This is a genomic window from Pseudomonadota bacterium, assembly GCA_039028155.1.
GTDB lineage: Bacteria > Pseudomonadota > Alphaproteobacteria > SP197 > SP197 > JANQGO01.
Genome location: JBCCIS010000060.1, coordinates 1 through 25,250, shown reverse-complemented (window position 1 = coordinate 25,250; position 25,250 = coordinate 1). Strand labels below are relative to the sequence as shown.

Annotated in this window: 23 protein-coding genes; 6 read left to right on the top strand and 17 right to left on the bottom strand. The window is 62.7% G+C overall.

What is annotated here, in order from left to right:
• Positions 1-423: 423 nt before the first annotated feature.
• The 14 genes from phnE (AAF563_22010) to AAF563_21945 all read right to left on the bottom strand — a co-directional run bounded on the left by phnE (AAF563_22010) (position 424) and on the right by AAF563_21945 (position 13,028).
• Positions 424-1,743 carry a phosphonate ABC transporter, permease protein PhnE gene (phnE, locus tag AAF563_22010; protein MEM7123967.1) on the bottom strand — a complete coding sequence of 440 codons (1,320 nt, stop codon included), beginning with the start codon at positions 1,741-1,743 and terminating at the stop codon, positions 424-426.
• A 6-nt stretch (positions 1,744-1,749) separates the two neighbouring features.
• Positions 1,750-2,610, bottom strand: coding sequence for a phosphonate ABC transporter, permease protein PhnE (phnE, locus tag AAF563_22005; GenBank protein MEM7123966.1), 861 nt, complete (start codon positions 2,608-2,610; stop codon positions 1,750-1,752).
• A 73-nt stretch (positions 2,611-2,683) separates the two neighbouring features.
• Positions 2,684-3,592, bottom strand: coding sequence for a phosphonate ABC transporter substrate-binding protein (phnD, locus tag AAF563_22000; protein ID MEM7123965.1), 909 nt, complete (start codon positions 3,590-3,592; stop codon positions 2,684-2,686).
• 44 nt (positions 3,593-3,636) lie between these two features.
• Positions 3,637-4,476 carry a phosphonate ABC transporter ATP-binding protein gene (gene phnC, locus AAF563_21995; protein MEM7123964.1) on the bottom strand — a complete coding sequence of 280 codons (840 nt, stop codon included), beginning with the start codon at positions 4,474-4,476 and terminating at the stop codon, positions 3,637-3,639.
• Positions 4,477-4,733: 257 nt separating this feature from the next.
• Positions 4,734-5,879 (bottom strand): alpha-D-ribose 1-methylphosphonate 5-triphosphate diphosphatase, encoded by a 1,146-nt coding sequence (locus tag AAF563_21990; protein MEM7123963.1) that lies wholly within the window; start codon positions 5,877-5,879, stop codon positions 4,734-4,736.
• Complete coding sequence (phnL, locus tag AAF563_21985; protein ID MEM7123962.1) at positions 5,876-6,574, bottom strand: phosphonate C-P lyase system protein PhnL; 699 nt, start codon at positions 6,572-6,574, stop codon at positions 5,876-5,878. Before phnL ends, AAF563_21990 begins: the two co-directional genes overlap by 4 nt.
• A 12-nt stretch (positions 6,575-6,586) precedes the next feature.
• Positions 6,587-7,375 (bottom strand): phosphonate C-P lyase system protein PhnK, encoded by a 789-nt coding sequence (phnK, locus tag AAF563_21980; protein MEM7123961.1) that lies wholly within the window; start codon positions 7,373-7,375, stop codon positions 6,587-6,589.
• On the bottom strand, positions 7,372-8,274 hold the full coding sequence (locus AAF563_21975; protein ID MEM7123960.1) for an alpha-D-ribose 1-methylphosphonate 5-phosphate C-P-lyase PhnJ: 903 nt from the start codon (positions 8,272-8,274) through the stop codon (positions 7,372-7,374). The genes phnK and AAF563_21975 overlap by 4 nt, the downstream gene beginning before the upstream one ends.
• Positions 8,271-9,389, bottom strand: coding sequence for a carbon-phosphorus lyase complex subunit PhnI (locus AAF563_21970; GenBank protein ID MEM7123959.1), 1,119 nt, complete (start codon positions 9,387-9,389; stop codon positions 8,271-8,273). The genes AAF563_21975 and AAF563_21970 overlap by 4 nt, the downstream gene beginning before the upstream one ends.
• Positions 9,380-9,994: a phosphonate C-P lyase system protein PhnH gene (phnH, locus tag AAF563_21965; GenBank protein ID MEM7123958.1), complete on the bottom strand. Its 615-nt coding sequence runs from the start codon at positions 9,992-9,994 to the stop codon at positions 9,380-9,382. Before phnH ends, AAF563_21970 begins: the two co-directional genes overlap by 10 nt.
• Positions 9,991-10,458 carry a phosphonate C-P lyase system protein PhnG gene (phnG, locus tag AAF563_21960; GenBank protein ID MEM7123957.1) on the bottom strand — a complete coding sequence of 156 codons (468 nt, stop codon included), beginning with the start codon at positions 10,456-10,458 and terminating at the stop codon, positions 9,991-9,993. Before phnG ends, phnH begins: the two co-directional genes overlap by 4 nt.
• 68 nt (positions 10,459-10,526) lie before the next feature.
• On the bottom strand, positions 10,527-11,342 hold the full coding sequence (gene phnE, locus AAF563_21955) for a phosphonate ABC transporter, permease protein PhnE (GenBank protein ID MEM7123956.1): 816 nt from the start codon (positions 11,340-11,342) through the stop codon (positions 10,527-10,529).
• Positions 11,335-12,153, bottom strand: a complete 819-nt coding sequence (locus AAF563_21950) for an ATP-binding cassette domain-containing protein (protein MEM7123955.1) — start codon at positions 12,151-12,153, stop codon at positions 11,335-11,337. The genes phnE (AAF563_21955) and AAF563_21950 overlap by 8 nt, the downstream gene beginning before the upstream one ends.
• Positions 12,153-13,028, bottom strand: coding sequence for a PhnD/SsuA/transferrin family substrate-binding protein (locus tag AAF563_21945; GenBank protein MEM7123954.1), 876 nt, complete (start codon positions 13,026-13,028; stop codon positions 12,153-12,155). The genes AAF563_21950 and AAF563_21945 overlap by 1 nt, the downstream gene beginning before the upstream one ends.
• A 194-nt stretch (positions 13,029-13,222) precedes the next feature.
• Here AAF563_21945 and AAF563_21940 point away from each other — a divergent pair, with 194 nt between their 5' ends.
• Positions 13,223-14,380, top strand: coding sequence for an alpha-D-ribose 1-methylphosphonate 5-triphosphate diphosphatase (locus AAF563_21940; GenBank protein MEM7123953.1), 1,158 nt, complete (start codon positions 13,223-13,225; stop codon positions 14,378-14,380).
• Positions 14,381-14,392: 12 nt separating this feature from the next.
• On the opposite strand, the gene AAF563_21935 is transcribed toward AAF563_21940, so the two are convergent.
• Positions 14,393-15,193, bottom strand: coding sequence for a methyltransferase domain-containing protein (locus AAF563_21935; protein MEM7123952.1), 801 nt, complete (start codon positions 15,191-15,193; stop codon positions 14,393-14,395).
• A 118-nt stretch (positions 15,194-15,311) separates the two neighbouring features.
• On the opposite strand from AAF563_21935, the gene AAF563_21930 reads away from it, so the two are divergent.
• Positions 15,312-16,013 (top strand): helix-turn-helix domain-containing protein, encoded by a 702-nt coding sequence (locus AAF563_21930; GenBank protein MEM7123951.1) that lies wholly within the window; start codon positions 15,312-15,314, stop codon positions 16,011-16,013.
• Here AAF563_21930 and AAF563_21925 read toward each other — a convergent pair.
• Positions 16,010-16,987 (bottom strand): hypothetical protein, encoded by a 978-nt coding sequence (locus tag AAF563_21925; GenBank protein ID MEM7123950.1) that lies wholly within the window; start codon positions 16,985-16,987, stop codon positions 16,010-16,012. The genes AAF563_21930 and AAF563_21925 overlap by 4 nt on opposite strands.
• Positions 16,988-17,008: 21 nt before the next feature.
• Complete coding sequence (locus tag AAF563_21920; protein ID MEM7123949.1) at positions 17,009-18,157, bottom strand: aromatic ring-hydroxylating dioxygenase subunit alpha; 1,149 nt, start codon at positions 18,155-18,157, stop codon at positions 17,009-17,011.
• A 219-nt stretch (positions 18,158-18,376) separates the two neighbouring features.
• Here AAF563_21920 and AAF563_21915 point away from each other — a divergent pair, with 219 nt between their 5' ends.
• From AAF563_21915 to AAF563_21900, 4 genes are all read left to right on the top strand, one after another.
• Positions 18,377-20,284 (top strand): ABC transporter ATP-binding protein, encoded by a 1,908-nt coding sequence (locus AAF563_21915; protein MEM7123948.1) that lies wholly within the window; start codon positions 18,377-18,379, stop codon positions 20,282-20,284.
• Positions 20,281-22,170 (top strand): ABC transporter ATP-binding protein, encoded by a 1,890-nt coding sequence (locus AAF563_21910; protein MEM7123947.1) that lies wholly within the window; start codon positions 20,281-20,283, stop codon positions 22,168-22,170. The genes AAF563_21915 and AAF563_21910 overlap by 4 nt, the downstream gene beginning before the upstream one ends.
• A 17-nt stretch (positions 22,171-22,187) precedes the next feature.
• Positions 22,188-22,949: an SDR family oxidoreductase gene (locus AAF563_21905; protein MEM7123946.1), complete on the top strand. Its 762-nt coding sequence runs from the start codon at positions 22,188-22,190 to the stop codon at positions 22,947-22,949.
• Between the two features lie 111 nt (positions 22,950-23,060).
• Positions 23,061-25,127, top strand: coding sequence for an acetate--CoA ligase family protein (locus AAF563_21900; GenBank protein ID MEM7123945.1), 2,067 nt, complete (start codon positions 23,061-23,063; stop codon positions 25,125-25,127).
• The last annotated feature ends 123 nt before the right edge of the window (positions 25,128-25,250 follow it).

Genomic DNA, 25,250 nt, shown 5'->3' with positions numbered 1-25,250 from the left:
CCATGCCTCGTAGTTGCAGGTAAAATGGGTCAGGTACATTGGCATGTCTCGGCACCTCTCATTGATTGTCACTAGAGTTGTGGCTGATGAACGCGTCCAGAGCATAACGTGCGTGGGCACCGGCGAGTAGCGCCAATCTGTGATTCACAGCAGCATCAAAACCGCATGCTTCCGCAGGAGATGCTGGCATAGCCTATGCTTGCAGAGAATTACGCAGGTCTCCCCGCGACCAACGAACGAAGCTTCTGAGCAATGTCCGCTCTTGGCACAAATCGTCAGCATGGGGACTATCGCTCAATGGACGAAATTAGCGGCCGTTCTTGGTCACCTCGTCCGCATTGCTGACCTAAGCGGTCGGTTGGTCGCCTTCGGAGGTTCCGCCGAAAGCGGTCATCGGCGCTCGCTCGTTTATGAGTACGCGCCCTAGATCAACCGGCGGCGCAGCCAGCCCGAGAAGATGTCCATCGCGAAGACGACGATGACTGTCAGCGTGATGATGTAGAGCGTGTTTTCCCAGTCGCGCCCGGTTCGCAGTGTCTCGACAAGTTTCAGGCCGATGCCGCCAGCACCCAGCGCGCCGATGACCGTCGCCGAACGCGTGTTCGATTCCAGGTAGTAGAGCGACTGAGATATGAAGACCGGCAGGATCTGCGGGATGACGCCGAAACGGTAGCGTTGTACCGGCCGTGCGCCAGTCGATTGCACGCCTTCAACCTGCTTGTTGTCGATGTTCTCGATCGCTTCGGAAAAGAGTTTGCCGAGCGTGCCGGTGTCGGTGAAGAAGATTGCCATGATGCCTGAAAGCGGACCCAGGCCGAACGCTCGGATGAAGACCAGCGACCAGATCAGGCTATCAATGCCGCGCAGGAAATCGAACAGGCGCCTGAGCGCGAAGCGGCCGATGGCGAACGGGTTGAAGTTCTTGGCCGCCAGGAAGGCGAGCGGCAGGCCGAACATCGCGGCAAGTGCGGTGCCCAAGAAGGCCATGATGACGGTCTCAATCAGCGCGATGAAGACGTCGCCATGCTGCCATTCGGAGTTGTTCCAGAACTCGTTGGCGATGTAGGCGACGTTCGGCCGCTCGGGATCGATGCGCGGTTCGTGCAGCGCCATGTTCCACAACTGCGCCCCCGATATGCCGTGAAGTGGCGATGAGAATTCGAACCAGAAGTTCTCCCAGCCGACGAAGTAACGGTGCACCTCGACACTGTTGCGCAGCACCTGGACGCGCTTGAACAGTTCCGGCCGCGCCTCGAACTTCTTCTCCGAGACCCGCGCCCACTCGGGGATCGGGCCCTCGACCGTGACGCCTTCGCCATTGGATTCCGCCACGATGGGCGGCCAGTCGGGGCTGAAGAACGTGGTGGTGCGTCCGGACACGGTGATGCGGTAGCCATCGCCCAGGTCGATATCCAGGTCGTCGTTAGCGTCGAGAGTGACCCACTCGGGTGGTCCGTCGAAGCGGGTATTGCGTTGACCTTCGATGCTGAACTCGGTCTCGCCGTCGACGAAGTCGCGCTCGACGTGGACTTTGTAGGCGTAGGAATCGGTCGCCAGGATGACGCCGCGCTCCAGCCGCGACTCGCCGAGCAGGGCGCCGACGTCGAACTCGATGTAGGCATAGGTCAGGTAACCGAAGATCAGAACCAGGATGGCGATCGGCCAGATGGCCTGGCGCCGCGACGCGCTCATCACCTTGGCATAGGTGCCGTCAATCCGGCTGGCGTCGGCGGTCGCGACCACGGGTCTCTAAGCCGCCGTCCGCAGGAAGGAGTGGCCGACCAGGCGATGACGCAGATAGGACGAGATCTGGTCGATCGTCATGATGGTCAAGAACAGCAGGACGAAGAGTGCCGAGGTTTCCGCACCCTGACTCCAACTGATCGCCTTTCTAAGTTCCTGACCGATACCGCCGGCGCCGACAAAACCCAGAATGGCGGAGGCGCGGATATTGATCTCGAAACGCAGGAGCGCATAGCTGACATAGTTCGGCATCACCTGGGGCAGCACGCCGAAGCGCATGCGCTGGAACCATGTGGCGCCCGATGCAGTGAGGCCGTCGAGCGGCCCGTGGTCGATGTTCTCGTTGACCTCGGAGAACAGCTTGCCCAGCGCGCCCGAGGTGTGGAACGCAATCGCGATCATCGCCGGCACCGGACTTGCGCCCAGAACAAAGATCAGGAACAGCGCGATAATCAGTTCCGGGAACGCGCGGGTGATATCCATCATGCGCCGCGCGACGGGAACAAGAATGGGCAAGGGGCTGAGGTTTTTTGACGCGATGAACGCCAGGATGACGGCGAAACAGGTGCCGAAGAGCGTCGCGACCGCCGCCATGTTGATGGTGTCGATCAAGGACGGCAGGTTCTTGCCGAGCAAGCCGAACCAGGCGCTGCCGGCCTCGAAACTCTCTTCGACGACGGCGGTGGGGTAGTCGAAGAACTGGCCGAGTCCATTGATAAAGCTGCCGGAGTTCATGTCCTCAGCAACGATGAAACTGCTGATGAACAGCACCACAAAAATGGTGGCGAAGAGACCGCCATACATCCGGCGCCTGCGTTCCAGGTGCGCGATATGGCTCGTCAGCTGGTCGACTGTGGTGGTGGTCATGGCAGCGCTCGGTGGGTCGAAGCCAAGAAGAAAGCCGGACGAAAAATCGCCCGGCTTTCTTGTTGCGTGACGGTTATCCGCCGATCTTCTTTTCGCGCGCCGCCACGATGCTCTCATAGAAGCTGTGGTCGGTCGGAATAATGTCCTGGATCTCGCCACCCATCACGCCATAGGCGCATTCGGGATCTGTCTCGGGCAGGTCGGCCATCAGCTTGGTCACCTTGTCCTTGATGTGCTGGGGCAACTCCGTGCGGACGACGACCGGACCGTTGGGAATTTCCTTCGAGCGCCAGATCTCGGTCATTTCGGTCATGTCGACGAGGCCGGAATCGACGGCCTTTCGGAACGCGCCGTTGTTATAGCCTTGCTCCCAGTCGCCCTGTCCGTCGGCCCAGGATACCCCGGCGTCATAGTCGCCGTTGAAGACGCCGATGATCGTTTGCTCGTGACCGCCGGAAAACGCGATCTGGTCGAAGTATTCACCGTCCTCCATGGAGTATCCGGACTGCGGAATTTCGATTGACGGGATCAGATAGCCGGAGGTCGAGTTCGGATCGCCGAACGCGAACACCTTGCCTTCCATCTCTTCCAGCGAATCGATGTTGGAGTCGATGCGTGCGAAGCCGATTGAATAGTAACCCGTGGTGCCGTCCGGATTGACCGGCACCAGCACCGGCGTGACGGAGTCGGGATCTTCCAAATACGCCTTGGCGTAGCCGGACGCGCCGAGCCAGGCGAGGTCGAGGTTTCCGCCGATCAGGCCTTCGATGACGCCGTCATAGTCGGCCGGCGCGAAGAGTTCAGTGGGTACGCCGAGCTCTTCCTCGACGGCGATGCGCAGACACTCGTTGCTGCGCAGGCGGTCATTCTGATTCTCACCGCCCAAAATGCCGATGCGGAACTCAGTGATGTCTTGCGCGAATGCCGGTGTAACAACGGTAGCGGCGAGCGCTGCGGCCGCAATCGTGTGCAGGAACTTCATGATAGTCTCCTTGGTCTTGGTGGAAGAGGTTTTTGTTGGTCCTGCTAAACCGCAATGGCCGCAGGCTCCTCGTGGTCAACTGGTCCCGGCCGTGCCGCTCTTGCCGGGGGCAGGGACGTCGATGTCGTGGCTTCGTCGAATTCCTTGCCGGCGCCATAGATCTCACGCGCGGCTTCGACGGTCAGTTCGTCGGCGGTTCCGTCAAAGACGATCCGGCCAGCACTCATGCCGATAATGCGGTTGCAGTAGGTGCGCGCGGTATCCAGCGTATGCAGGTTACAGACGACGGTAATGCCTTCCTCCCGATTGATCCGGCGCAGGGCTTCCATGACGTGCTTGGCATTAAGCGGATCGAGCGAGGCTATGGGTTCGTCGGCCAGGATGATCTCCGGGTCCTGAACCAGCGCGCGGGCAATGGCGACCCGCTGCTGTTGGCCGCCGGAAAGTGTGCCGGCTTTCTGCAGAGCGGTATCGACGATGCCGAGGCGCTCCAGCGCGAGCAGCGCCAGCCGGCGGTCATCGTCGGAGAACAGGGAAAAGACGGTCCTGACGGTGCCGAGCTTGCTGATGCGGCCCAGCATGACGTTGGTCAGGACATCCAGGCGCGGTACCAGATTGAACTGTTGGAAAATCATCGCGCAACGAGTCCGCCACGCCAGAAGGTTGGCGCCACGCAGCGCGGTGATGTCGATGTCGCGGAACGTGATACGGCCCTCGGTCGGGTCGGCCAGGCGATTGGTTAGTCTGAGAAGCGTCGACTTGCCGGCGCCAGAGCGGCCGATGATGCCAAGCATCTGGCCTTCCGGTACCTGCAGCGTTACATCGTTGACGGCCTTGACGTTGCCGAACGCTTTGGTGATCGACGTATAGGTAAGGGCCGACATCACGTCGTCGGCAGCCCGACCGTTGCCACTTGAACCCATAAACTCCCCCTGTCACGTTATGTCGGCTGCCCGGTCGCTTCCCGCGTTTCGATCAGCTGCCGCGTCCGTGTCAGGGGCCAGCTATAGTTGAGGGCCGTGACGGTTTGTTAAGAGCTTCATGACAGAGATGTGCACGATTTGATTCGATCCACCGGCGGACAAGCGCGGTCGATCGGGTCTCGATAACGCCATTCTAATTCTATGAAATGACTACGTTCTTAGTAGACTTGGCGTCCGCCGGTCCAGACCGTGATGGCGGCGGGAAGGTCATCGACGACGCGCACACGGACCAAATCCGCGCGCTGACCAGGCGCGATTTCGCCACGGTCGTCCAGGCCGACCACGCGGGCTGGTTTGGACGACGCAAGAGCAACGGCGGCGGGCAGGTCGTAGCCAAAATCGGAACCGGTCAACCGGAATACGCCGGCCAGCATGCTCGACATGATGTAGTCGGACATCAGGGCGTCCAGCAGACCAAGCCGCGCCAGTTCGCCGGTCGCGACGTTGCCGAAATGGGAGCCGCCGCGAACCAGGTTCGGGCCGCCCATCAGAACCGCCATGCCGTTTTCGTGGGCGGTGCGTGCCGCGATCTCGGTGGTCGGGAACTCGGCGATCTCGATGCCCAGTTCCAATGCTTCGGTGACATGCTCGGTCGTCTCGTCATCGTGACTCGCGACAACGCGGCCATGGTCGTGCGCCATGGACGAGACCGACTTGCGCATCCCCGGCGCGACGGTCTTGGAGCGTTCCATCATCTCTTCGATCTCACGGTCGGCCGCTTCTTCGCTCATGCCTCGCGTGCCGATCAGCCAGGAATTGCGGTAGTAGTCGATTTCCTTCATCTGACGGTGTCCCGGCGCATGATCCATGACCGAGATCAGACGTACCAGCGGGTCGGCAATGCGCGGCTCTAGCAGGTTGGCGACTTCGGGATCGGTCACCTCGCAGCGCAGATGCACCATGTGATCGGCTCGCAACAGGCCGTGCCGGCGCGCCTCGGCCAGGCCCATCATCATCTGGGTCAGGCTTTCGTTCTGCGCCGGGCGGGTCACGCTGTCGCCCACGCACAAGGCGTCAAACACGGTCGTGATGCCGGCAGCGATCACCGTCGCGTCGTGGGAAACCGCCGCGCTGATCGGGTTCCATTTGACGCCCTTGCGCGGTTCCAAGTGCCCTTCCAGGCTGTCGGTATGGAGGTCGACCAGGCCTGGAATCAGAAAATCGCCTTCCAGATCGATCGCGGCGCCGTTGGCGCGCTTGTTGTCGACCGAGGCGATCATGCCTTTACGGACCTCAACTGTGCCCGACACAATTTGGTCGGGCAGCACTATCCTTGCGTTTGTTAAGACGACATCGTGACTCATGCTGCCGGCCGGTGTTCACGTAAATCAAAGACTCGGTCCGCAACACTCTCACGAACGTGGCGATCATGAAAGATGCCGACGATCGCGGCGCCGCGATCACGGGCTTCGCGAATCAGGCCGAGCACCGCGTCGCGGTTATCGGCATCCAGTGACGCGGTCGGCTCGTCCAGGAGCAGGATCGGATAGTCAATCGCAAATCCCCGGGCAATGTTGATGCGTTGCTGCTCGCCGCCGGAAAATGTCGCGGGCGCCAGATCGTGCAGCTCTTCGGGAATGTTGAGTCGGTCGAGCAGGCCGCGTGCGCGCGCTTGCGCCTGTTCCGGCGCTTCGCCAAGGGAACGCGCTGGTTCGGCGACGATTTCCAGGCTCGACACGCGGGGAATGGCGCGCAGGAACTGGCTGACATAACCCACGGTCTCACGCCGAATCTCCAGGATCTCGCGCGGCTCCGCCGTGACCAGATCGACCATGGCGTCGCGGTGGCGCACCATGACCTTGCCGCCGTCGGGCAGGTAGTTGCCGTAGAGGGAGCGCAGCAGCGTGGACTTGCCGGCGCCAGAGGGGCCGTGCAGCGCAACGCACTCGCCTGCTTTGATGTCGAAAGCCAGGTCGTTCAGCACCGGAATGTGGGTGCCGGCCTGAAGGTGAAGGACAAATGTCTTCGAGAGATCCTCTACACGGATCATGGTCGTCATGGGCTGTCTCCTTTATGCCTGCAGCACCGATGAAACGAGCAACTGGGTATAGGGGTGATGGGGATCGTCGAGTACCTGGTCGGTCAAGCCGTGCTCGACAGCTTCGCCATCCTTCATGACCATCAGACGATCGGCGAGCAGCCGCGCGACCGCCAGGTCATGGGTCACGATGACAGCCGACACCCCGGTGTCGCGCACCAGCCCGCGCAACAGGTCAAGCAGACGCGCCTGGACCGAGACGTCGAGGCCGCCGGTCGGCTCGTCCATGAAGACCAGGCGCGGTTTGACCACCAGTGTCTTGGCGATCTGCAGCCGCTGCTGCATGCCGCCGGAAAAGGTCGCGGGCACGTCGTCGATCCGCTGGGTATCGATCTCGACGCGATCGAGCCAGTCGGTCGCGGCGTCGCGGATGCCACCATAGTGGCGCGCGCCGTTCATCATCAGTCGTTCGCCGACATTGCCGCCGGCGCTGATCGACATGCGCAGCGCATCGCGTGGGTTCTGGGTGACAAAACCCCAGTCCGTGCGCATCAACATGCGCCGCTCTGGCTCCGAGAGCGTGTAGACGTCGGCCAAACCCCGATCGCGCAGGTCGTAGCGGACATGACCCGCGGTTGGCGGCAGCCGGCCAGCCAGGCAATTGAGCAGCGTCGTCTTGCCGGAGCCTGACTCGCCGACGACCCCCAGCACTTCGCCGGGATAGAGGTGAAAGCTGACGTCCTTGCATGCGGTGATCCGGCCAAAGTAATGACTGAGACGTTCGACGGTTAAGAGTGGCGCGCTGTCTGATGTGCCGTTCATAGCGCGGCCTCCGGCGCCCGGTCTGCGTAGGGACCGACATGGCCTTCCTCTCGGCGGCGCCGGCAATAGTCGCTGTCGGAGCAAACGAACATGCGCCCGCCTTTGTCGTCCAGGATGACTTCATCCAGGAAGCTGTGCTTTGCGCCGCACAGGCCACACACATCGTCCCAGCGCTGCACCTGGAACTGGTGATCCTCGAAATCGAGACTCTTGACGTCGGTATAGGGCGGGATCGCGTAGAGCCGTTTCTCCCGACCCGCGCCGAACAGCTGGAGCGCCGGCATACGTTGCATCTTCGGGTTATCGAACTTCGGGATGGGCGAGGGCGCCATCAGATAGCGGCCATCAACCATGACCGGATAGTCGTAGCTGATCGCGATCTCACCCCAACGCGCGACTTCTTCATAGAGCCTGACATGCATCACGCCGTATTCCGACCATGCATGCATCTTCCGGCATTCGGTCTCGCGTGGCTCGAGCGGCCGCAAAGGTTCGGGGATCGGCACCTGGTAGACAATGATCTGATCGTCTCTCAGCGTCATCTCCGGTATTCGGTGGCGGGTCTGGATGATACTTGCCTTGTCGGTCTCTTCCGTCGTCTCGATCCCGGCGACGCGGGCAAAGAAGCGGCGGATGCTGACGGCGTTCGTCGTGTCATCAGCACCCTGATCGATAACCTTTAACGTATCGTCAGGGCCGACGATGCTGGCGGTTACCTGAATGCCGCCGGTGCCCCAGCCATAGGGAAGGGGCATTTCGCGGCTGCCGAACGGCACCTGATAGCCGGGAATGGCGACGGCTTTCAGGAGGCCGCGGCGAATCATCCGTTTTGTCTGTTCGTCCAAGTAACCGAAGTTATAGGCGCCATCGGTGACGGGCGCGGGACTGACGTGGTTCATTCCGCGGCCTCCTGCTCCTGGTTGTTCACTGGCGCCGCGTTGGCCTCAGCGCGTTCGCGGCGCAACCGGCGCACCAACTCCAACTCCGACTGAAAGTCTACATAGTGGGGCAGCTTCAAGTGCTGAACGAAGCCGGAAGCCTCCACGTTGTCAGCGTGATACAGCACGAATTCCTGATTCTGCGCGGGGTAACCGATCTCCTCGCCCAGCTCTTCGGCGCGCAGCGCGCGATCAACCAGCGCCATCGCCATCGACTTTCGTTCCGCCTGGCCAAACGACAGGCCATAGCCGCGCGTGAACTGCGGCAGGTGTTCTTCATCGCCATGGAACTGGTTGACCAGCTCGCATTCGGTAACCGTGACCTCGCCGATGTCGATCGGGAAGTCGAGCTCGTCGGGCGTCAGTTCGACCGCCACCTCGCCCATGCGGATTTCGCCGGCGAACGGGTGGGTGCCGCCGAAGCCGCGCTGGGTCGAGTAGCCGAGCGCCAACAGAAAACCCTCATCGCCACGCGCCAGGTTCTGCAGACGCACATCGCGGTCGGCCGGAAATCGCATGGGCTCGCGCGTGATGTCGCCGACATCGCCGTTCTCAGCCCCGGCATCGATGGGTTCGAGCAGGCCCTCGTGACCCAGAATGTCGCTGACCCGCGGCATCGCTTCATCCCGGTGGTTGCAGGTGGCATAAGCCGTCGGCCGTTCCGCGTCGGTCTCCATCAGATCGAAGTCCAACAGGCGGTGGGTGTAATCATAGGTCGGTCCCAGAACCTGACCGCCGGGCAGGTCCTTGAACGTCGCGGAGATACGGCGGCGTACGTCCATGGCGCCCGTATCGATCGGTTGGGTCGCGGCGAAGCGCGGCAAGGTCGTGCGGTAGGCGCGCAGCAGAAAAATTGCTTCAACGAGGTCGCCCTGGGCTTGCTTGATCGCCAGGGCGGCGAGTTCGCGGTCATAGAGCGAACCTTCGGTCATCACCCGATCGACCGCGTGGCCAAGCTGGCTGGCGATTTGGTCGACGCTGACCTCCGGAATCTCGCGGTCACCCCGCCGTTCGTCGGCCAGCAGGTTGTGCGCGTTGCTGATGGCGGTCTCGCCGCCTTTGACGGCTACGTACATGCGGTGACCTCGGTCTTGGTGGTGCGGGGCAGACAGGTGACGGCATCCCGGTTGGTCAGGATGACGTCGACGCCGAGCGGGAAGAGTGCCCGGTTCATGGCCGTCCAGTCCCAGAACTTGGCGGGCAGGCCGACCGGCGCCACGGTCGCGCGTCCGTCAATGCCAGGGCCGCTCAGTCCGACGACCGGCCCCTCATCGAGTGAGGGCAGGTCGATCACGATCGTTGTCGAACTATCGGGATAGGTGTCGCTGCCGATCGCGAAACGATCCAGCGCCGGCATGGCGGCCGGTTCAGCGATGACGGCGAAGGCAGCGTCAGCCGGATCCTTGGCGATCGGGCAGCCGCAGTGAAAGCCAAGAAACGAAAGCACGTCGCTGCCGGCCGCGTGATTGTCCAGCCACAGCGGCGTTTCGTGATCGAACAAGGTCAGCGCGACCGCGGTCGCGGCGATCGAAAGAGGTGGCGGCGCATCAAGCTCGACAGTCAGCGGCACGATCGTGCCGGGGCGCGCCATCGCGTCCAGCAGGCCGCGGAACGCTCGCTGCGCATCAAAGACGGGGTCGGCGAAAGCGGGCCACGGTGCTTGTGTATCATTGCCGATCATGAACCGTCGCGCCCCGTCGCCATGGTGAAGAAGTCGACCCTGGTCGCTGCCGTCTTGTTGCGCGCTTCCCGTTTTCGTTCATCCTGGGCCCGTGCCAGAGGCCGAATGACCGATTTGTCGATCTCGTCGTGACGCCGGGGATCCTGCATCAAGGCGTCGAACAGCGCGGCCAGTTCGCAATGCCGGTGATCGCGTCCGCGGACATAGGCGACGCCCATGATCCCGTCGCCGACGTTGACCGCACATCGGGTCACCGTCATCTCGCCCAGGTTGAAAGGTTCGCCGGATCCACCGGCCCGGCCGCGGACCATGGTCATGCCGGTTTCGGGCCGGCGAATCCAATCGTGTTCCGGGGGTTCGTCCAACCTGTCCCAGGCAACCGAAAGCTCGCGGCTGTCGGCCTTGGCAAGGACGCTCATCCAGTATCGCCGATCGGCTTGCGCTTCGGTCATATCCGTTGTCATGGTCATTCTCGTGATGCCAAATTCATCTAGACGTCTATATAACTCTATACCTTCCAGGACACAATCGATTACATGATTTTTCGGCGCAACCAGGCGCTTAGCTGCTCGACGATCAGGACCAGGATGAAGATGCTGAGGATAATGGTCGCGGCCTGTCCGTAGGCGAACATGTCCATGGCGACCTTGAGTTCGATGCCGATACCGCCGGCGCCGACCAGACCCAGCACCACCGACGACCGTGTCGCCTTTTCCAGGCTGAACAGGGAGGTGTTGACAAAAGACGGCATGGCGGCCGGCAAGACCGCGCAAAACACCGTGCTGCTGCGGTTGGCGCCAATACCGCGCAGTGCCTCTTGCGGGCCGTCGTCGACCTCCTCCATTGCCTCGGCGAAGAAGCGCCCGCAAAAACCGATGGTGTCGATCATGATCGCCAGGGTTCCGGCAAACGGGCCCAGGCCGACGGCGATAACGAAGAACAGCGCCCAGACCAGGTCGGGTACCGTCCTGAACAGCGAGATCAGGCTGCGCACGGCCAGATAGACGACCTTGTTCGGCGTCTGGCGGCGTGAGGCAAGGATGGCGAGGGGCACGCTCAGCGCGACGCCCAGAACCGTACCGACGACTGCCATCTGAAATGTTTCCAGGAGCGACCAGCCGATCGATCCGATGCGCGAAAGATCCGGCGGCATCATGCTCATGAACATGCGGACCATGCCGGGAACGCCGTCGACCAGCTCGCTCATGGATAGACCGACATCGTCCATCGAAACCAAGACGAACGCGGCAACCAGGACGATCAGAACGAAGGCTATCGGATTGGGACGGCCAAACCGGCTGGGCATCGCCTGCTGGGTGCGCGGCGCCTCGCTCATGCCGTCAGCCATAGATCTCTTCCAGGTCTTGGGCGCGCTGGCCCTGGGCCGGACAGTCCAGTTCGACCTTGCCACGGCGCAGGCCGACAATTCTGTCCGCATAATCGACGGCATGACGCAGGTTATGGGTGGTGAAGACGAGGGTCAGACCCTGGCTTCGCATCAGCTCCGTCAAAAGCGCCATAACCTCTTCGCCGGCGATTGGGTCCAGACTTGCCACCGGTTCGTCGGCCATGACCAGTTCAGGGCGCTGCATCAACATGCGTGCGATCGCGACGCGTTGGGACTGACCGCCGGAGAGCTGATCGGCGCGCTGCAGGGCAACGTGTTGCAAACCAACTCGGTCCAGGCAGGCAAAGGCCTCGCGACGCCTGTCGGCCGGCGCCAAGGCCTGATGCCAACAGCGTAAACCACCGCCGCGCCCCAGCGACCCGTGCAGCACATTGGTCAATGACGTCAGGCGCGGCACCAGATTGTGGCGTTGAAACACGAAGCCAACCAGGCTTCGGATGCGTTTGAGGTCGCGCGCCCGCGCGCGCGTTGTGTCATGGGACAGAAGATTGACCCTGCCGCCATCCGGCTCGATCAGCCGTAGGCAGCAGCGCAGCAAGGTTGACTTGCCGGCGCCATTCGCGCCGATGATGGCGAGTGCCTGGCCGCGCGGCACCTGAAGGTCAAGCCCGTCCAGGATCGTGTCGCCGGCGCCAAAGCGTTTGCTGAGGCCCTCTATGACCAGATCGCTGGAAACAACAGGGGTGGACCCGGCCGGGTCGACCGGGTCCACCGTCGATGGTGTGTCCTCGTTGAGGGCAACAAGGGCCATCAGTTGCCCACGAAGTCCGCGTATTCTGGATAGCCGATTGTCGCGTAGGCGGCGCGGACGTAGTCGTAGTCGCCATCGTCGACCTCAGCGATGAACTTCATACCGGCGTATTTTTGATTGTCTTCGCCGGTCAGGATCGCGGCCACCAGGTCATCTGAGTTCTCGACAAACGCCGTGCGCATGGTTTCGATGGCGGCGGGATCGACATGAGCGCCGGCAACCAGCAGGTCGTTGGGCAGGTCGGGTCCGCGGCCGATAACCTTGAACGCGCCGGGCTCGAAGTCGGCCTCGCCAGCGCGGATGCCGAGGAACTTGCCGTAGTTCATGCCGACAGCCGCGATATCGCCGCGCTTGAGCGATTCCCAGGCGATGTTGCGGCTGGTGTGAACGACCTCGACGTCGTCGAGCATGATGCCGTAATCGGCGAGCACCTGCGCCGGGGCCAGGTGGTTGGACGTCGAGCCGACATCACCAAACGCCACCTTTTCACCTGTCAGATCGGCCGGGACGTTGTAGTCGCTATCGGCCATGACGATGATGCCGGAGAAGTAGTCGGGCCGTGAGAAGCCAACCACCGGCGTCGCGTTTGTGCGCTTGGTGATAACCACATACTCCGCCGGGCCGGTCAGAACGAAATCGACCTTTTCCGCGTTAAGCGCCTCGACGGCCGCGGTGCGGCTGTTGACCGGCAGGAACTCGATCTCATAGCCGGTCGCCTCGGCGAGCGTGTCGCGGAAGGCACCGAACTCCGTCTGGAGCATTTCAAGGCCGACGATATCTGTGACGGCCAAACGAATGGTGTCGGCTGCTTGAGCGGCGGTGGCGAATGACGCCAGCGCGGCCGCAGCGGCCAATCGGGTGATCCAACGTGTCATGGCGATGGTCTCCGTGCCAAAGAGGAAGGACGCGACCGGGAAGTCGCAAAAAATTTGTCTAGATGAATCTGGCGACAGAACGATGACACGGTTACAAAGGCTTTGTGACGTCACAACGAGTCAGCAAAGCCGTCGTTTCGTCATGGTGCTGTCACGAAATTCGTCTAGACGAAAGCCAAACCGGGGGATGATGAATGTTGGATCTACGTATCGATGGCGCTCGTCTGCTTCGTGAGACGGGCGAACCCGAGGTCGGCGCCCTTGGCGTGCGGGACGGTTGTCTTGTGGTCGACTGCGACGGCCACGACGCAAAACGCGCCGTTCGTGGCGACGGCTTTCTGCTGGCGCCGGGTATCATCGACATTCACGGCGATGCATTTGAGCGCCAGATCATGCCGCGGCCGGGCGTTCACTTCGACATGCGCCTGGCGCTCGCCGATACCGACCGCCAGCTCGTCGCGAACGGCATCACGACGGCTTTCCATGGCGTGACCTATTCGTGGGAACCCGGTCTTCGCGGCCGTGACAACTGTGTCGCGCTTCTAGATGCGCTGGAGTCCATGCAATCCCGCCTGGGCGCGGACAACCAGTTTCATCTGCGTTTTGAGACCTTCAATCTGGACGGCGCCGCCGACGTCACTGAATGGCTGGATGCGAATCGAGTCGGCATCCTGGCCTTCAACGACCACGCGCAGGAGATTGCCGCGCAGGTCGACGTACCCAAGAAGGTCGCCGATTACGCCCATCGCACCGGCCTGGATGTACCGGAGTTCACGGATCTGGTTGAGCGAGTCGTTGCGCGGGCCGATGAGGTGCCGGCGATGACCGCGAACTTGGCCGAGCATGCCCGTTCGCACGGTATCGCCATGTTATCGCACGATGATCCCGATCCTGAGACCCGCGCTTCATATCGCGCGTTGGGCTGCCTGGTTGCTGAGTTCCCGGAGACCGAGGATACCGCGCGTGCCGCGCGCCAAGCTGGCGATGATGTTGTCATGGGCGCGCCTAATGTGGTGCGTGGCGGCAGCCAACGCTCTGCCGTCGGCGCTGCTGATCTGGTGGTGCAGGGTCTCTGTGACGTCCTGGCTTCGGACTATTACTATCCCGCTCAGTTACAGGCCGCCTTCCGCCTGGTTCGCGAAGGTAGCCTGACGCTACCCGACGCGTGGGCCCTGATCGCCGCGAATGCCGCCCATGCGGCCGGTCTGACGGATCGTGGTGTGCTGGCTGACGGAAAGCGCGCCGATGTTGTGCTGGTCGACGATCGGGACATTACGCTGCCGCGCATTGCCGCGACCTATGTCGCGGGCGCCACCACCTTTCTTAGTGACGACGTGTTGCTTGCAGCGTAACGCGGCTCCGACCTAGGTCTTTGCGGCGCTCAGAAGATGTGCCGGCGAAGCAAACGAAACACGTCCGTCCGCGTCGGTAAACGGGGCTAGGTCCTTGCCTGCTTCGGCCTCCAGGAGCGCGTATTGTTCGTCATCGATCAGGTCAGCCAGGGTCCATCCCTTGATATCGGTGTGCACCCAAGCATCGATCGAGGTGAAATTGGCCGTGCCGGTCACGGTCTCCACTGACACCTCTGCGATGCCGGCCTTGTCGAACAGCTGACACACGTCCGCAGTTTCGCCTAGCGTAAAGGGTGCCCGCATGGCATCGGCGATGGACGTTCCAAAAAGCCGCTGAAGCAGTGCGGCGACCGCCCGATAGCCAGGCGAGCGCTCCAGGCTGTCCCAGACCGCGACGACGAGGCGGCCGCCGGGCCGCAACACACGGTGCATTTCCTTCAGCGACGCGACTTGGTCGTCAAAGAACATCAGACCGAATTGGCTGGCAACCGCGTCGAACGACCCGTCGTCAAACGGAAGGTCTTCGGCCATGCCCTCGCACCAGGTGATGTCTGGCGTCGTGCGTCTCGCGACGGCCAACATGTCGGCATTTCGGTCGAGCCCGGTGACAGAACCCTCCGGTCCGACTCGTGCCAGGGCCTCGCGGGCCAATACGCCAGTGCCGCAGGCAATGTCCAAAACATCGTCACCCGGTGAGAGGCGCGCGGTGTCGGCGATGCGTGGTGCCCATTCGCCGAACAACGCCGGGACGAAGAAAGTTTCGTAGATGTCGGCTGCGCTCGCCGTAACCTGGCCTTGATCTTGTGCTTCCATGGTCTCGCTGCCCCGTATGAAGAAGTGCCGTGTTACTGCCCTGTGACAGATAAGGCTAGTCCACAAAATGTAGCTAACGCATAGTGCTCAGGTCTCCCGACGGCGTGATGGGTGCATCATGAAAAGCTATGGTCAGTTTTGTCCGGTTGCCAAGGCGGCCGAACTGTTCTGTGAGCGATGGACACCTTTGATCGTCCGCGATCTTGCGGCCGGGGCGACGCGTTTTTCGGAGCTGAAGCGCGGCGTGCCCTTGATGTCGCCGACGCTCCTGTCGCGCCGCCTCAAGGACCTGGAGGCCGAAGGCGTTATCGAGCGGCGGCCGAAACAGCAGGGACGTGGCGCAACCTACCACCTGACTGAAGCGGGCATGGAGTTTGTACCCATGGTCGAGGCTCTTGGATTGTGGGGACGCCGCTGGTCCAGACGCCAGCTTGCCGATGGTGAGGTCGACCTCGGCCTCCTGATCTGGGCGCTGGAGCGGCGCGCCTGCACCGATGCCTTTGGGCACACACCCAGTGTCGTCAAGCTGGAGCTCAACGATCAGCTGGCGAGCAAGCGCCATTGGTGGTTCGTCAACAGGCCCGAGGGCTGCGAGCTGTGCCTTGAGGATCCAGGTTTCGACATCGACCTCTTTGTCACGTGCAGCCTTGCGGACATGATCTACGTGATGCGCGGCGACCTGCCGATCTCCCGGGCGGTCGAGGAGGACCGGCTAGAGCTGGTCGGCACCCAACGCGCACGGCGGTCCTTGCGAAAGTGGCTCAATCCGAACCCGCTGGCCTCGGTCAAGCCGATGCGCAACACCGACGCGTTGGTCTAGTCGCGCGTTCGGTCAAATTGATCACACCATGTGCTGACGATCGGGTCATTGGGCCTGGTTTGGCGGGCCTGTCGCACCGTGATGCGAAGCGCGGTGCGGCCAAGCCTGGTTTCCGGCCTGGCGTAGCGCTCAGGGTCCATGCCGTCGTCCATGGCCGCCCGCACCCGTGATTTCTCCGCACGATACGCTTCTGAGCCCCACGCTTTGATGAGGTCTTCGAACGCGTCGAACTTCTGGGCATCGAAGGGCGTCCCTCTGCCCAACGCAGTCATCAGCGGGTTGGCGGGGTAGAGGCTCAAACACGGCAGGTGACCGGCTGGTACGGGGATGTTGGCGGAATGGGTGCGACGGCTCTTGAGAAATCTCGGCAGCACGTGCGTGTGCGGCCCCTCCGGCGTCTTGTCGCGGCCGATGCCCTGATAGACCTCGATCCGGCCGAGTCGCGAGATGGCAATGCGGTGGGGATCAGCGGCGATGATGGTACCCATGGCGCCACTGTCGGGATCGAGGATGGACCGACCGGCGAACTGGCGAAGACGCGATAGCAGGTCCGGATCGCTGGTCCGGATGCAGAAGTCGACATTGCGTGCATCGAGACCGGTATCGAACAAGATGGCGTCACGGTCGGCCGCACGGATTGCCTGACGGTCCGGACCAAGCTCGGTCAATACCGTTCGTTGCCGTGACGTCGCCGTACGCCGGGGCAGGCAGAAGACGACGCCTTGCTGCCAGCGCTCGCGGCGTCGGCTGAGTGCTTCATAGGCGACCGGCACGATATCGTCGCAGAGGTCGATGCGCATGGCCCCGCGCCGCGTGCCGATCGTCAGGTTCTCGGCATCGTCGATACACAGGGTCTCATCGGTATCGCGGTGGAACTCAGCGATCGCCCCGAACGAGCCGATGCTGAAGCTGCTTGAGGGGTCGTGCAGATGGTCTTGCAGGTGACGTTCGATGGTGCACGTTTTCCGCGTCATTTGCGTCTTGCTCTGCCGCGCTCAGGCTGAGGGCACGTAGTCCATGACCTGGCGCTGGAAGAACGGCAGCGCGTCTTCAAAATCCGAGAGCGCGCCGATCTCATAGGCCGGCGACCCCATGCCGGCCTGGACGGCCTCGCACGCATAGATGTCTTCAAGCATGACGTTGTCGGTTTCCAGAGGATGCCGCTCCTTGTCGCTCGGCATGTGGAAGCTCAGCAATCCCTTGGCGCTGACCACACAGTCCGGCAGATCTTCGTCAGGAATCGTTTGGTTGGCGAACCGTTCAACGGCCGAAGGTTCAGCCAGCAGACGGATATCGATCAGCGATCGATCAGGCGCGACAGGCGTGACGTGGAAGGTCGACCACGACGTCGCCGTCTCGTAGAGCGCCAAGTTGGGGAACAGGACGTAGGCGCCGGCGCCATAGGCGCTGTCCACGCCGTCGATGACCGGCAGCATCTCGTCATCGTGTGTGACGCCAGGTTTGAGCGGACGGTGAAACATCCAGTGCCGGCCCGCCGGCCACCAATGCTGCTTCGTGAAATCCCCGTCACCCAGCGATTTCGGATGCAGGTAGAAAAAGTGATAACCGTCGATGAAGTTCTCGATGATGATCTTCCAGTTGGCGTCGCAGCGGTAACGCACGTCACTGACTTCGACGAGTCCCTCGATCGGATGTGGGCCGACGCGATCGCCGAATCCAGACAGCCACGAATGGAACGGTTCGGCACCAGAATCCGGGTGGACAAAGACCAAGTTACGCCAAACCGCAATGGCCGCGGGCTTGAGGCCGAGGCTTGCCTTGTCCAGTCCGGGAAACTGTTCCTTTTCCTGGGGTACCGCGATCAGCCGGCCGCCCAGATCATAGGTCCAGTTGTGATAGAAGCAGCGGATCGCCTTGCCGGCGTTGCCGCTCTCGTCGAGCAGGCGAGAACCGCGATGGCGACAGAGGTTGTGGAAGGCGCGCAGCGTCCCGTCGCGATCACGCAGCACGACCAGGGGATAGCGCCCGGCCATCAAGCAGCGATAGTCGCCGGCGTCCGGTAGATCGCTGGCAAAGCAGACGAAGTTCCAGACGTGGCCGAATAGATCCGCCTGCTCGGCGGCGAACCAGCCGGGGTCGGTATAGGCCTGGATGGGTAACTGTTGCTGAGGCCCCTTCGCCATCGTGATGCTCCATGCGTCGTCTTTGCATCCGGCGCTGCTATCCTGCCCCAAACGCCGGTAACACGCCAATGCGCGTCCGAAACGACGTAAATCCCCACAAAACGTTGGGATACGGATCGCTGGGGCATGGCGTATCGCGGCCAAGCGGTCTAGGATAACGCCAGTCCCAAAACTCCAGACACGCCACCGCGCCGATTCCGGCCGCGGCGACAGGTGACCATGACGACGGCTCAAACCGGCGTCGGTGGATCGAGCCGCACCCCGCGTCTCGATACCGAAACCGACGCCCGATATCGCACCGAGGTGTCCAATCTGGACGCCCGCGTTCTCATGCGCATCACGGCGATGGCGTTCCGTCATCCCTGGCGCATGGCGCTCGCGATGACGGCTACCGTCCTGGCCGGGCTTTTTATGCTGTTCGTGCCGCAGTATCTGGGCGAGGCGGTCGATCAGGCGAACAGCCTGCTCGCGGGAGCCGACGATACAAGCAGCCGGGATTTTGCCAAGGCCGCCTTGTTCCAGACGGCAATGCTGTTGCTCGGCGTCAGCATTTTGCGCGGCGTGTTCACGATGATTCAGAACTACCACGGTGAGGCGGTCGGCCAGCTGATCGGTTACGCCCTGCGTATGGCCTATTACCGCAAGCTTCAGGAACTCAGTCTTTCCTGGCACGACCGGGTGCACAGCGGCGATCTGATGACCCGCGGCATCCTGGATATCGAGGGCGTGCGGCTGTGGGTCGATACCGGCATCCTGCGCATGATCCTGCTGACCGTGCTGATTGCCGGCGGCGCGATCATTCTGATCCAGATCGACCTGGTATTGGCCCTGGTCGCGCTCAGTTTCGTGCCGGTGGTCGGCGTGCGCGCCTCGATCGCGCGTATCAAGCTCAGAAGCGCCTGGCTCCGTCTTCAGGACGAACTATCGATCCTGACCAAGGTCATGGAAGAGAACCTTGGTGGTATCCGTGTGGTGCGCGCCTTTGCCGCCCAGGCGTACGAACTCGCGCGTTTCGACGTCATCTCGAACAGCGCCATGGCGATCGCGCGCGAGCGGGTCCGCCTCTTCGTGCGCAACGCGACCCAGATGACATTCATCTACTTCATCGCCATGGGACTGGTGCTGTGGATCGGCGGCCAGAAGGCGATCGACGGCGAGATCACCATCGGCCAGTTCGCCGAGTTCCTGGCCTTCATGTCGATCCTGCAGATGCCGGTGCGCCAGATCGGCTGGATGATCAACTCGATCGCGCGCGCCTCGACCTGCGGCGGGCGCCTGTTCAATGTGCTGGATCTCGAACCTTCGATCGCCGACAAGCCCGGCGCGAAGGGCCTGGTGATCACCGACGGTGTCCTGAAGTTCGAGAACGTCGACTTCCAGTATCCGGCACTCGCTCGTGACGAACGCACCTTGACCGGCATCAACCTGGAAGCGCGCCCGGGCAAGACGATCGGCCTCGTCGGACCGCCGGGCAGCGGCAAGTCGACGATCGCGCACCTGATCGGGCGCTACTACGACGTCACAGGTGGGCGCATCACCATCGACGGCCAGGACATCCGTGACATCACGCTCAAGTCTCTGCGTGAAGCCGTCAATATCGTGCAGCAGGAACCCTTCCTGTTCACCGCCAGCCTGGACCACAACGTCGCCTATGGCGATCCGTGGGCCGGACGCAGCAGCATCGAACATTCGGCCGCCGCCGCGCAGCTGCACAACTATGTACGCCAACTGCCGACCGGCTACGGCACGTTGGTCGGCGAGCGCGGTGTGTCGCTATCCGGCGGACAGCGCCAGCGCTTGTCGATCGCGCGCGGCATTTTGCCGGACAGCAGCGTCCTTGTGTTTGACGATTCGACCGCGGCGGTCGACGCGGCGACCGAACAGCGCATCCGCGCTGCCATGAAGGACCTCGTCAGGGAGCGTGCGGTCATCATTATCGCGCACCGCTTGAGCTCGTTGATGCATGCCGACGAAATCCTGTTCCTCGATGCCGGCCGCATTGTCGAGCGCGGCAGTCATGACGAGCTGATGGCTCGGAACGGTCGCTACCGAGAACTCTATGATCTACAGGCCCAGCCAGCCGATGCCCGGCCGCTGCGTGAACGCGACGGGGAGGAGGGGGCATGAGCGTCGGCCGGGCCGCCTCGCAGCTGGACAAGGATCGCCCACGGTTCGCGGTTGTTGGCTCGCAGATCTCCTATGACGAGGAGCTCTTCGGCCGCGTCTTCGACCGCTGGGTGATCACGCGCCTGGCCGAGTTCGTGAAGCCCTATCGTCGAAGTGTCTATATCGGCATCGCCTGTGTTCTGGCCTTTACCCTGACCCAGCTTGCGATCCCGCTGATCATCCGCGCGGTCATCGATGACGTGCTCCTGGCCGACGAGGCGGCCCATATGCTGCACGTGGCGGTGGCTGTATTCGCCGGCTTCATCACGCTGAACTACATCGTCAACCATGTGCAGGAAGCGGTGGTCGGCAAGATCGCAGAGCACCTGCTGTTCGACTTGCGGCGCGCGATGTATGCGCATCTTCAAGTCGTTTCGCTATCCTTCATGGACCGTACGGAGGTCGGCCGCCTGATGTCGCGCCTGCAGGGCGATGTCTATGCGCTTCAGGAGTTTCTAGAGTCCTCGATCTTCGCCATCGGCGACATCGTCCTGTTGCTCGGCATCATCGTCGTGCTGCTCAGCCTCGATCTGCATCTGGGCGCGTTGACGCTTTCGGTCGTGCCGTTGCTGTTTCTGGTACGCGTCGTCTGGCTGCCCTATGCGCGGCGCGCGTTTCTGGCGGCGCGCGAGACCAGCAGCACCGTCAACGGCGCGCTCGCCGAAAACGTGCACGGCATTCGCGCGGTACAGGAATTAAGCCGCGAAGATGTCAACTTCGCGCTGTTCGACGAAAAGGCGACCGACAACCTGAAGAGCCACCTTAGGGCGTCGAAGTTCGCCAACGTGATGATCCCGATCGTCGACACTTTGACGGGTCTGGCCATGGTGGTGGTCGTGGTGATCGGCGGCGACATGGTGCTAGGCGCCGATCTGGATGTCGGCACCATGGTGGCTTTCCTGTTCTACGTGCAGCGATTCTTCGATCCGATCCGCTCGCTGACCATCCAGTACGGCATCATGCAGCGCGCCATGGCGGCGGGGCAGCGCCTGTTCGAGGTTCTGGATGTGCCCGTCGACGTCGATGACAAACCCGACGCGCTGGAACTTAAGGAAATCGACGGTTCCATCGAGTTCCGCGACGTGACCTTCGGTTATGTGAAGGATCAGCCGGTCTTGCGCGATATCTCGTTCCGGGTCGAGCCCGGCGAGACCGTGGCCCTTGTCGGTCCGACCGGTTCAGGCAAGACCAGCATCACGGCGCTCGTCCACCGCTTCTACGATGTCTGGCAGGGCGAGGTCGTGGTCGGCGGCCACGACGTGCGCGATGTCACGCAGGATTCGCTCGGCCGCCAGGTCGCCATGGTGTTGCAGGAACCTTTCCTGTTCTCCGGTTCGATCTTCGAGAACATTCGCTACGCCAAGGAAGAGGCGACCCGCGACGATGTGATCGCGGCAGCCAAGGCGGTCGGCGCCCACGACTTCATCATGCGGCTCGACGATGGCTACGACACGCAGTTAGAGCAGCACGGCGTCAACCTGTCGCTGGGCCAACGCCAGTTGCTCAGCTTCGCTCGCGCGCTTGTCGCCGATGCCCGCATCCTGGTGTTGGACGAAGCGACCGCCAATGTCGACAGCTATACGGAGCTGGAGATCCAGCGCGCGCTCGCCCGCCTGCTCAAGGGCCGTACCGCCATGGTCATCGCCCACCGGCTTGCCACGATTCGCGGCGCTGATCGGATTATCGTGCTGCAGGACGGCGCAATCATCGAGACCGGTAGCCATGATGAGTTGATGGCGATGGGCGGTCTCTACAGCAGGCTCTACCGGATGAACTACGCCTCGTTCGACGACATTCCGGATGAGGAAATCCAGCGTCTGAGTTCCGACGACGGCGATCAGCCATAAGCGAGCGGGAGGTGTTGATGACACGGAATCTTCTGGTGACGGGCGCCAGTCGCGGCATTGGACGCGATGTTGCCCTGAGGGCGGCCGAGCGCGGTTACGCGGTCGCAGTCAACTACACGTCAAACCAGGCCAAAGCCGACGAGGTCGTTCGAGCGATTGTCGATGGCGGCGGAAAGGCGGTTGCCATTCAAGCCGATGTTTCCGACGTCGGTGAGGTCGAGCGGTTGTTCAAGACCATCGACGAGGAACTTGGCACGCTGCACGCTCTCGTCAACAACGCCGGCGTTGGCGCAACACAGGACATGCTTGAGGACACCAAACCGGAAGATCTCGTGCGCACGTTTGAAGTGAACGTGTTCGGCCTTTTCTATTGCTGCCAGGAGGCGGTCAGGCGCATGTCGACCAAACATGGCGGCGAAGGCGGCTCTATCGTCAACATCTCCTCGGCGGCGGCGCGTTCCGGCGGTGTCAACGCCTTCATCGACTATGCCGCGTCGAAAGCGGCGGTCGACCGGATCACGACATCGCTCGCCATGGAGGCTGGCGCCTTTGGTATTCGGGTCAACGCGGTGCGGCCGGGCGTCACCGAGACCGACATGATCGAGGCGATCCGCGAGATCGAACCCGAATGGATCGAACAGGTGGTTCAGACCATGCCCATGGGGCGGCTGGGCACGGTGCGCGAGATCAGCGATCCCGTTCTGTGGCTGCTGTCGGACGAAGCCGCCTATGTCACCGGCACCCTGGTCGACGCGTCCGGCGGCCGGGCGATGCCTTGATCCAGACGGCTGAGGCAGTCGCGTCGACTTGACCAAACCAAACTCGTCCTTGATCGGCAGGACCTTGCCACCTAGCGTTCTGGCCAGTCTGTTGTTCCTAGAAGGCCTCCGTTGAAACGTATCGATCATTGGTTGACGCCGCTGTTGACGCCGCGCTCCGTCGCCCTTGCCGGCGCATCGCGCACGGTGTCGACGATCATGACGACGCTGAACGCGTTGGGTTTCGATGGCCCAGTGTATCCCGTAAACCCGCGTCGCGAGGAGGTCGATGGCGTCGCTTGCCATCCCTACCTGACGGACCTGCCGGAGCCGGTGGATCTTGCCGTCCTCGCGGTGGGCGACGAGCGGATCGAGGAACAGCTCGCACTAGCGATCAAGAGCGGTGCACGGGCGGCATCGGTCTTCGCAAGCTGCGTGATCGACGAGGACGCCGAGATTCCCCTGGCCGAGCGTCTGACGGCCATGGCGCGCGAGGCCAACCTGCCGATCTCCGGCGGCAACTCCATGGGTTTCTGCAACTACGAGGCCGGTATCCGTATCAACTCGTACCCGTTCAGCGACCGCGAGCCCGGCTCCATGACGTTCCTGTCGCAGTCCGGTTCCGTGTTCGGCGCCTTCACCAACAACAACCCGCGTCTGGATCTCAACCTCGCGGTGTCGTGTGGGCGCGAACTGACGGTGAGTGCCGCCGACTATATGGACTACGTGCTCGAGCTTGAGTCGACAAAGGTCATCGGCATGTTCCTGGAGACGATCCGCGATCCCGCTGGCTTCATCGCCGCGCTCGAAAAAGCGGAACGGCGCGGCGTGCCGGTGGTCGCGGTCAAGGCGGGCCGGACCGAGAAGGCGGCGAAGATGGCGGTCAGCCATTCCGGTGCGCTCGCCGGCGACGACATGGCCCATGATGCGGTCTTCCGCCGCTATGGCCTGCTCCGCGTCGACACCCTCGACGAGCTCGCGGCCTCGATGCTGATGATGAACGTGGACCGCCCGACCGGTCCCGGCGACCTCGCCACGATCCATGAATCCGGCGGCGAGCGAGAACTGATCGTGGACCTGGCCGAGGACCTCGGCGTGCCCTTCGCCCAGATCAACGAACAGACCGTCGCGCGGCTTGCCGAACGTCTCGATTTCGGCCTGGCGCCGGAAAATCCCTGCGACGCGTTCGGCACCGGTCACGATTTCGACGGCATGCTGCGCGACTGTTTCCAGGCGCTGGTCGACGATCCGCAGACTGCTCTCGGCGTCTTCTTTCTCGATCTCAACCAGGACAACTGGTACAGCCCGGCTTGTGCCGCCGCGTGCATGGCGGTGCGCAACAACACGACCAAGCCGGTCGCGCTGGCGACAAACTACAGCGCGGTCAATCATCACACGATCGCGGTCGAATTGACGGCCGAGGGGCTGCCGGTGCTGGACGGCACCGTCGCGGCACTGAAGGCGGTGCGCCATGCCTTTCACCTGCGCGACTGGCGCGAGAGGCCCCGCGACATGCCGGCGCCGGTCGATGTGGCGGTCAAGGATCGCTGGCGGCAGCGTCTGGCGACCGGCGAGCCGTTCGATGAAGCCGATGGCCTGGCGCTGCTCGCCGACTATGGCATCGGTGTGCCGCAAAGTCGTATCGCCACGACCAAACACGAGGCGGAGGAGGCGGCCAACACCTTCGGCTTCCCCGTCGTGATGAAGACGGCAATGCCTGAGATCCACCACAAGAGCGATGTCGGCGGCGTCGTGCTCAACGTACCCGACGTCATCGCCTTGCGCGCGGCCTATGACGACCTCGCCGAACGCCTGGGACCGCGCGTGCTGGTCGAGCCCATGGTGACCGGCGGCGTCGAGCTGGTGCTGGGCGTCACCATCGATCCGCAGTTCGGGCCCATGGTGCTGGTCGGCGCCGGCGGCGTGCTGGTTGAGGTCATGGGCGATGTCGCCGCGCTTGTCGCGCCGGCGCCCGCCTGGGAGGTGCGACGGGTGATCGACGGCCTTGCCGTGCGCAAATTGCTCGACGGCGTGCGCGGCGGCCCGCCGCTGGATGTCGAGGCCGCGGTCGAAGCGGTCGTGCGGCTCTCGGTGCTCGCCGCGGATCTCGGCGATCTCCTGCGGGAGCTCGACGTCAATCCGCTCCTGGTGCGCGAGGAGGGGGCCGTCGCGCTCGACGCTCTGGTGATGCCCGCCTAAAGCCGCGAGTCGCCGGATTCAGCGTTGCGTTGCAGAGCGGGTACGCTGCTCCCGCAAGGATAGGTCTGTTGACTGCCGGGACGGCCATGTTCTTTCTTTGTTTGTCACGATGATGTCAGGCCT

Bases quoted from the DNA above. Each gene is read 5' to 3' on its own strand.
- phnE (MEM7123966.1), bottom strand. From the start codon at position 2,610: ATGACCACCACCACAGTCGACCAGCTGACGAGCCATATCGCGCACCTG.
- phnD (MEM7123965.1), bottom strand. From the start codon at position 3,592: ATGAAGTTCCTGCACACGATTGCGGCCGCAGCGCTCGCCGCTACCGTT.
- phnC (MEM7123964.1), bottom strand. From the start codon at position 4,476: ATGTCGGCCCTTACCTATACGTCGATCACCAAAGCGTTCGGCAACGTC.
- AAF563_21990 (MEM7123963.1), bottom strand. From the start codon at position 5,879: ATGAGTCACGATGTCGTCTTAACAAACGCAAGGATAGTGCTGCCCGAC.
- phnL (MEM7123962.1), bottom strand. From the start codon at position 6,574: ATGACGACCATGATCCGTGTAGAGGATCTCTCGAAGACATTTGTCCTT.
- phnK (MEM7123961.1), bottom strand. From the start codon at position 7,375: ATGAACGGCACATCAGACAGCGCGCCACTCTTAACCGTCGAACGTCTC.
- AAF563_21975 (MEM7123960.1), bottom strand. From the start codon at position 8,274: ATGAACCACGTCAGTCCCGCGCCCGTCACCGATGGCGCCTATAACTTC.
- AAF563_21970 (MEM7123959.1), bottom strand. From the start codon at position 9,389: ATGTACGTAGCCGTCAAAGGCGGCGAGACCGCCATCAGCAACGCGCAC.
- phnH (MEM7123958.1), bottom strand. From the start codon at position 9,994: ATGATCGGCAATGATACACAAGCACCGTGGCCCGCTTTCGCCGACCCC.
- phnG (MEM7123957.1), bottom strand. From the start codon at position 10,458: ATGACAACGGATATGACCGAAGCGCAAGCCGATCGGCGATACTGGATG.
- phnE (MEM7123956.1), bottom strand. From the start codon at position 11,342: ATGGCTGACGGCATGAGCGAGGCGCCGCGCACCCAGCAGGCGATGCCC.
- AAF563_21950 (MEM7123955.1), bottom strand. From the start codon at position 12,153: ATGGCCCTTGTTGCCCTCAACGAGGACACACCATCGACGGTGGACCCG.
- AAF563_21945 (MEM7123954.1), bottom strand. From the start codon at position 13,028: ATGACACGTTGGATCACCCGATTGGCCGCTGCGGCCGCGCTGGCGTCA.
- AAF563_21940 (MEM7123953.1), top strand. From the start codon at position 13,223: ATGTTGGATCTACGTATCGATGGCGCTCGTCTGCTTCGTGAGACGGGC.
- AAF563_21935 (MEM7123952.1), bottom strand. From the start codon at position 15,193: ATGGAAGCACAAGATCAAGGCCAGGTTACGGCGAGCGCAGCCGACATC.
- AAF563_21930 (MEM7123951.1), top strand. From the start codon at position 15,312: ATGAAAAGCTATGGTCAGTTTTGTCCGGTTGCCAAGGCGGCCGAACTG.
- AAF563_21925 (MEM7123950.1), bottom strand. From the start codon at position 16,987: ATGACGCGGAAAACGTGCACCATCGAACGTCACCTGCAAGACCATCTG.
- AAF563_21920 (MEM7123949.1), bottom strand. From the start codon at position 18,157: ATGGCGAAGGGGCCTCAGCAACAGTTACCCATCCAGGCCTATACCGAC.
- AAF563_21915 (MEM7123948.1), top strand. From the start codon at position 18,377: ATGACGACGGCTCAAACCGGCGTCGGTGGATCGAGCCGCACCCCGCGT.
- AAF563_21910 (MEM7123947.1), top strand. From the start codon at position 20,281: ATGAGCGTCGGCCGGGCCGCCTCGCAGCTGGACAAGGATCGCCCACGG.
- AAF563_21905 (MEM7123946.1), top strand. From the start codon at position 22,188: ATGACACGGAATCTTCTGGTGACGGGCGCCAGTCGCGGCATTGGACGC.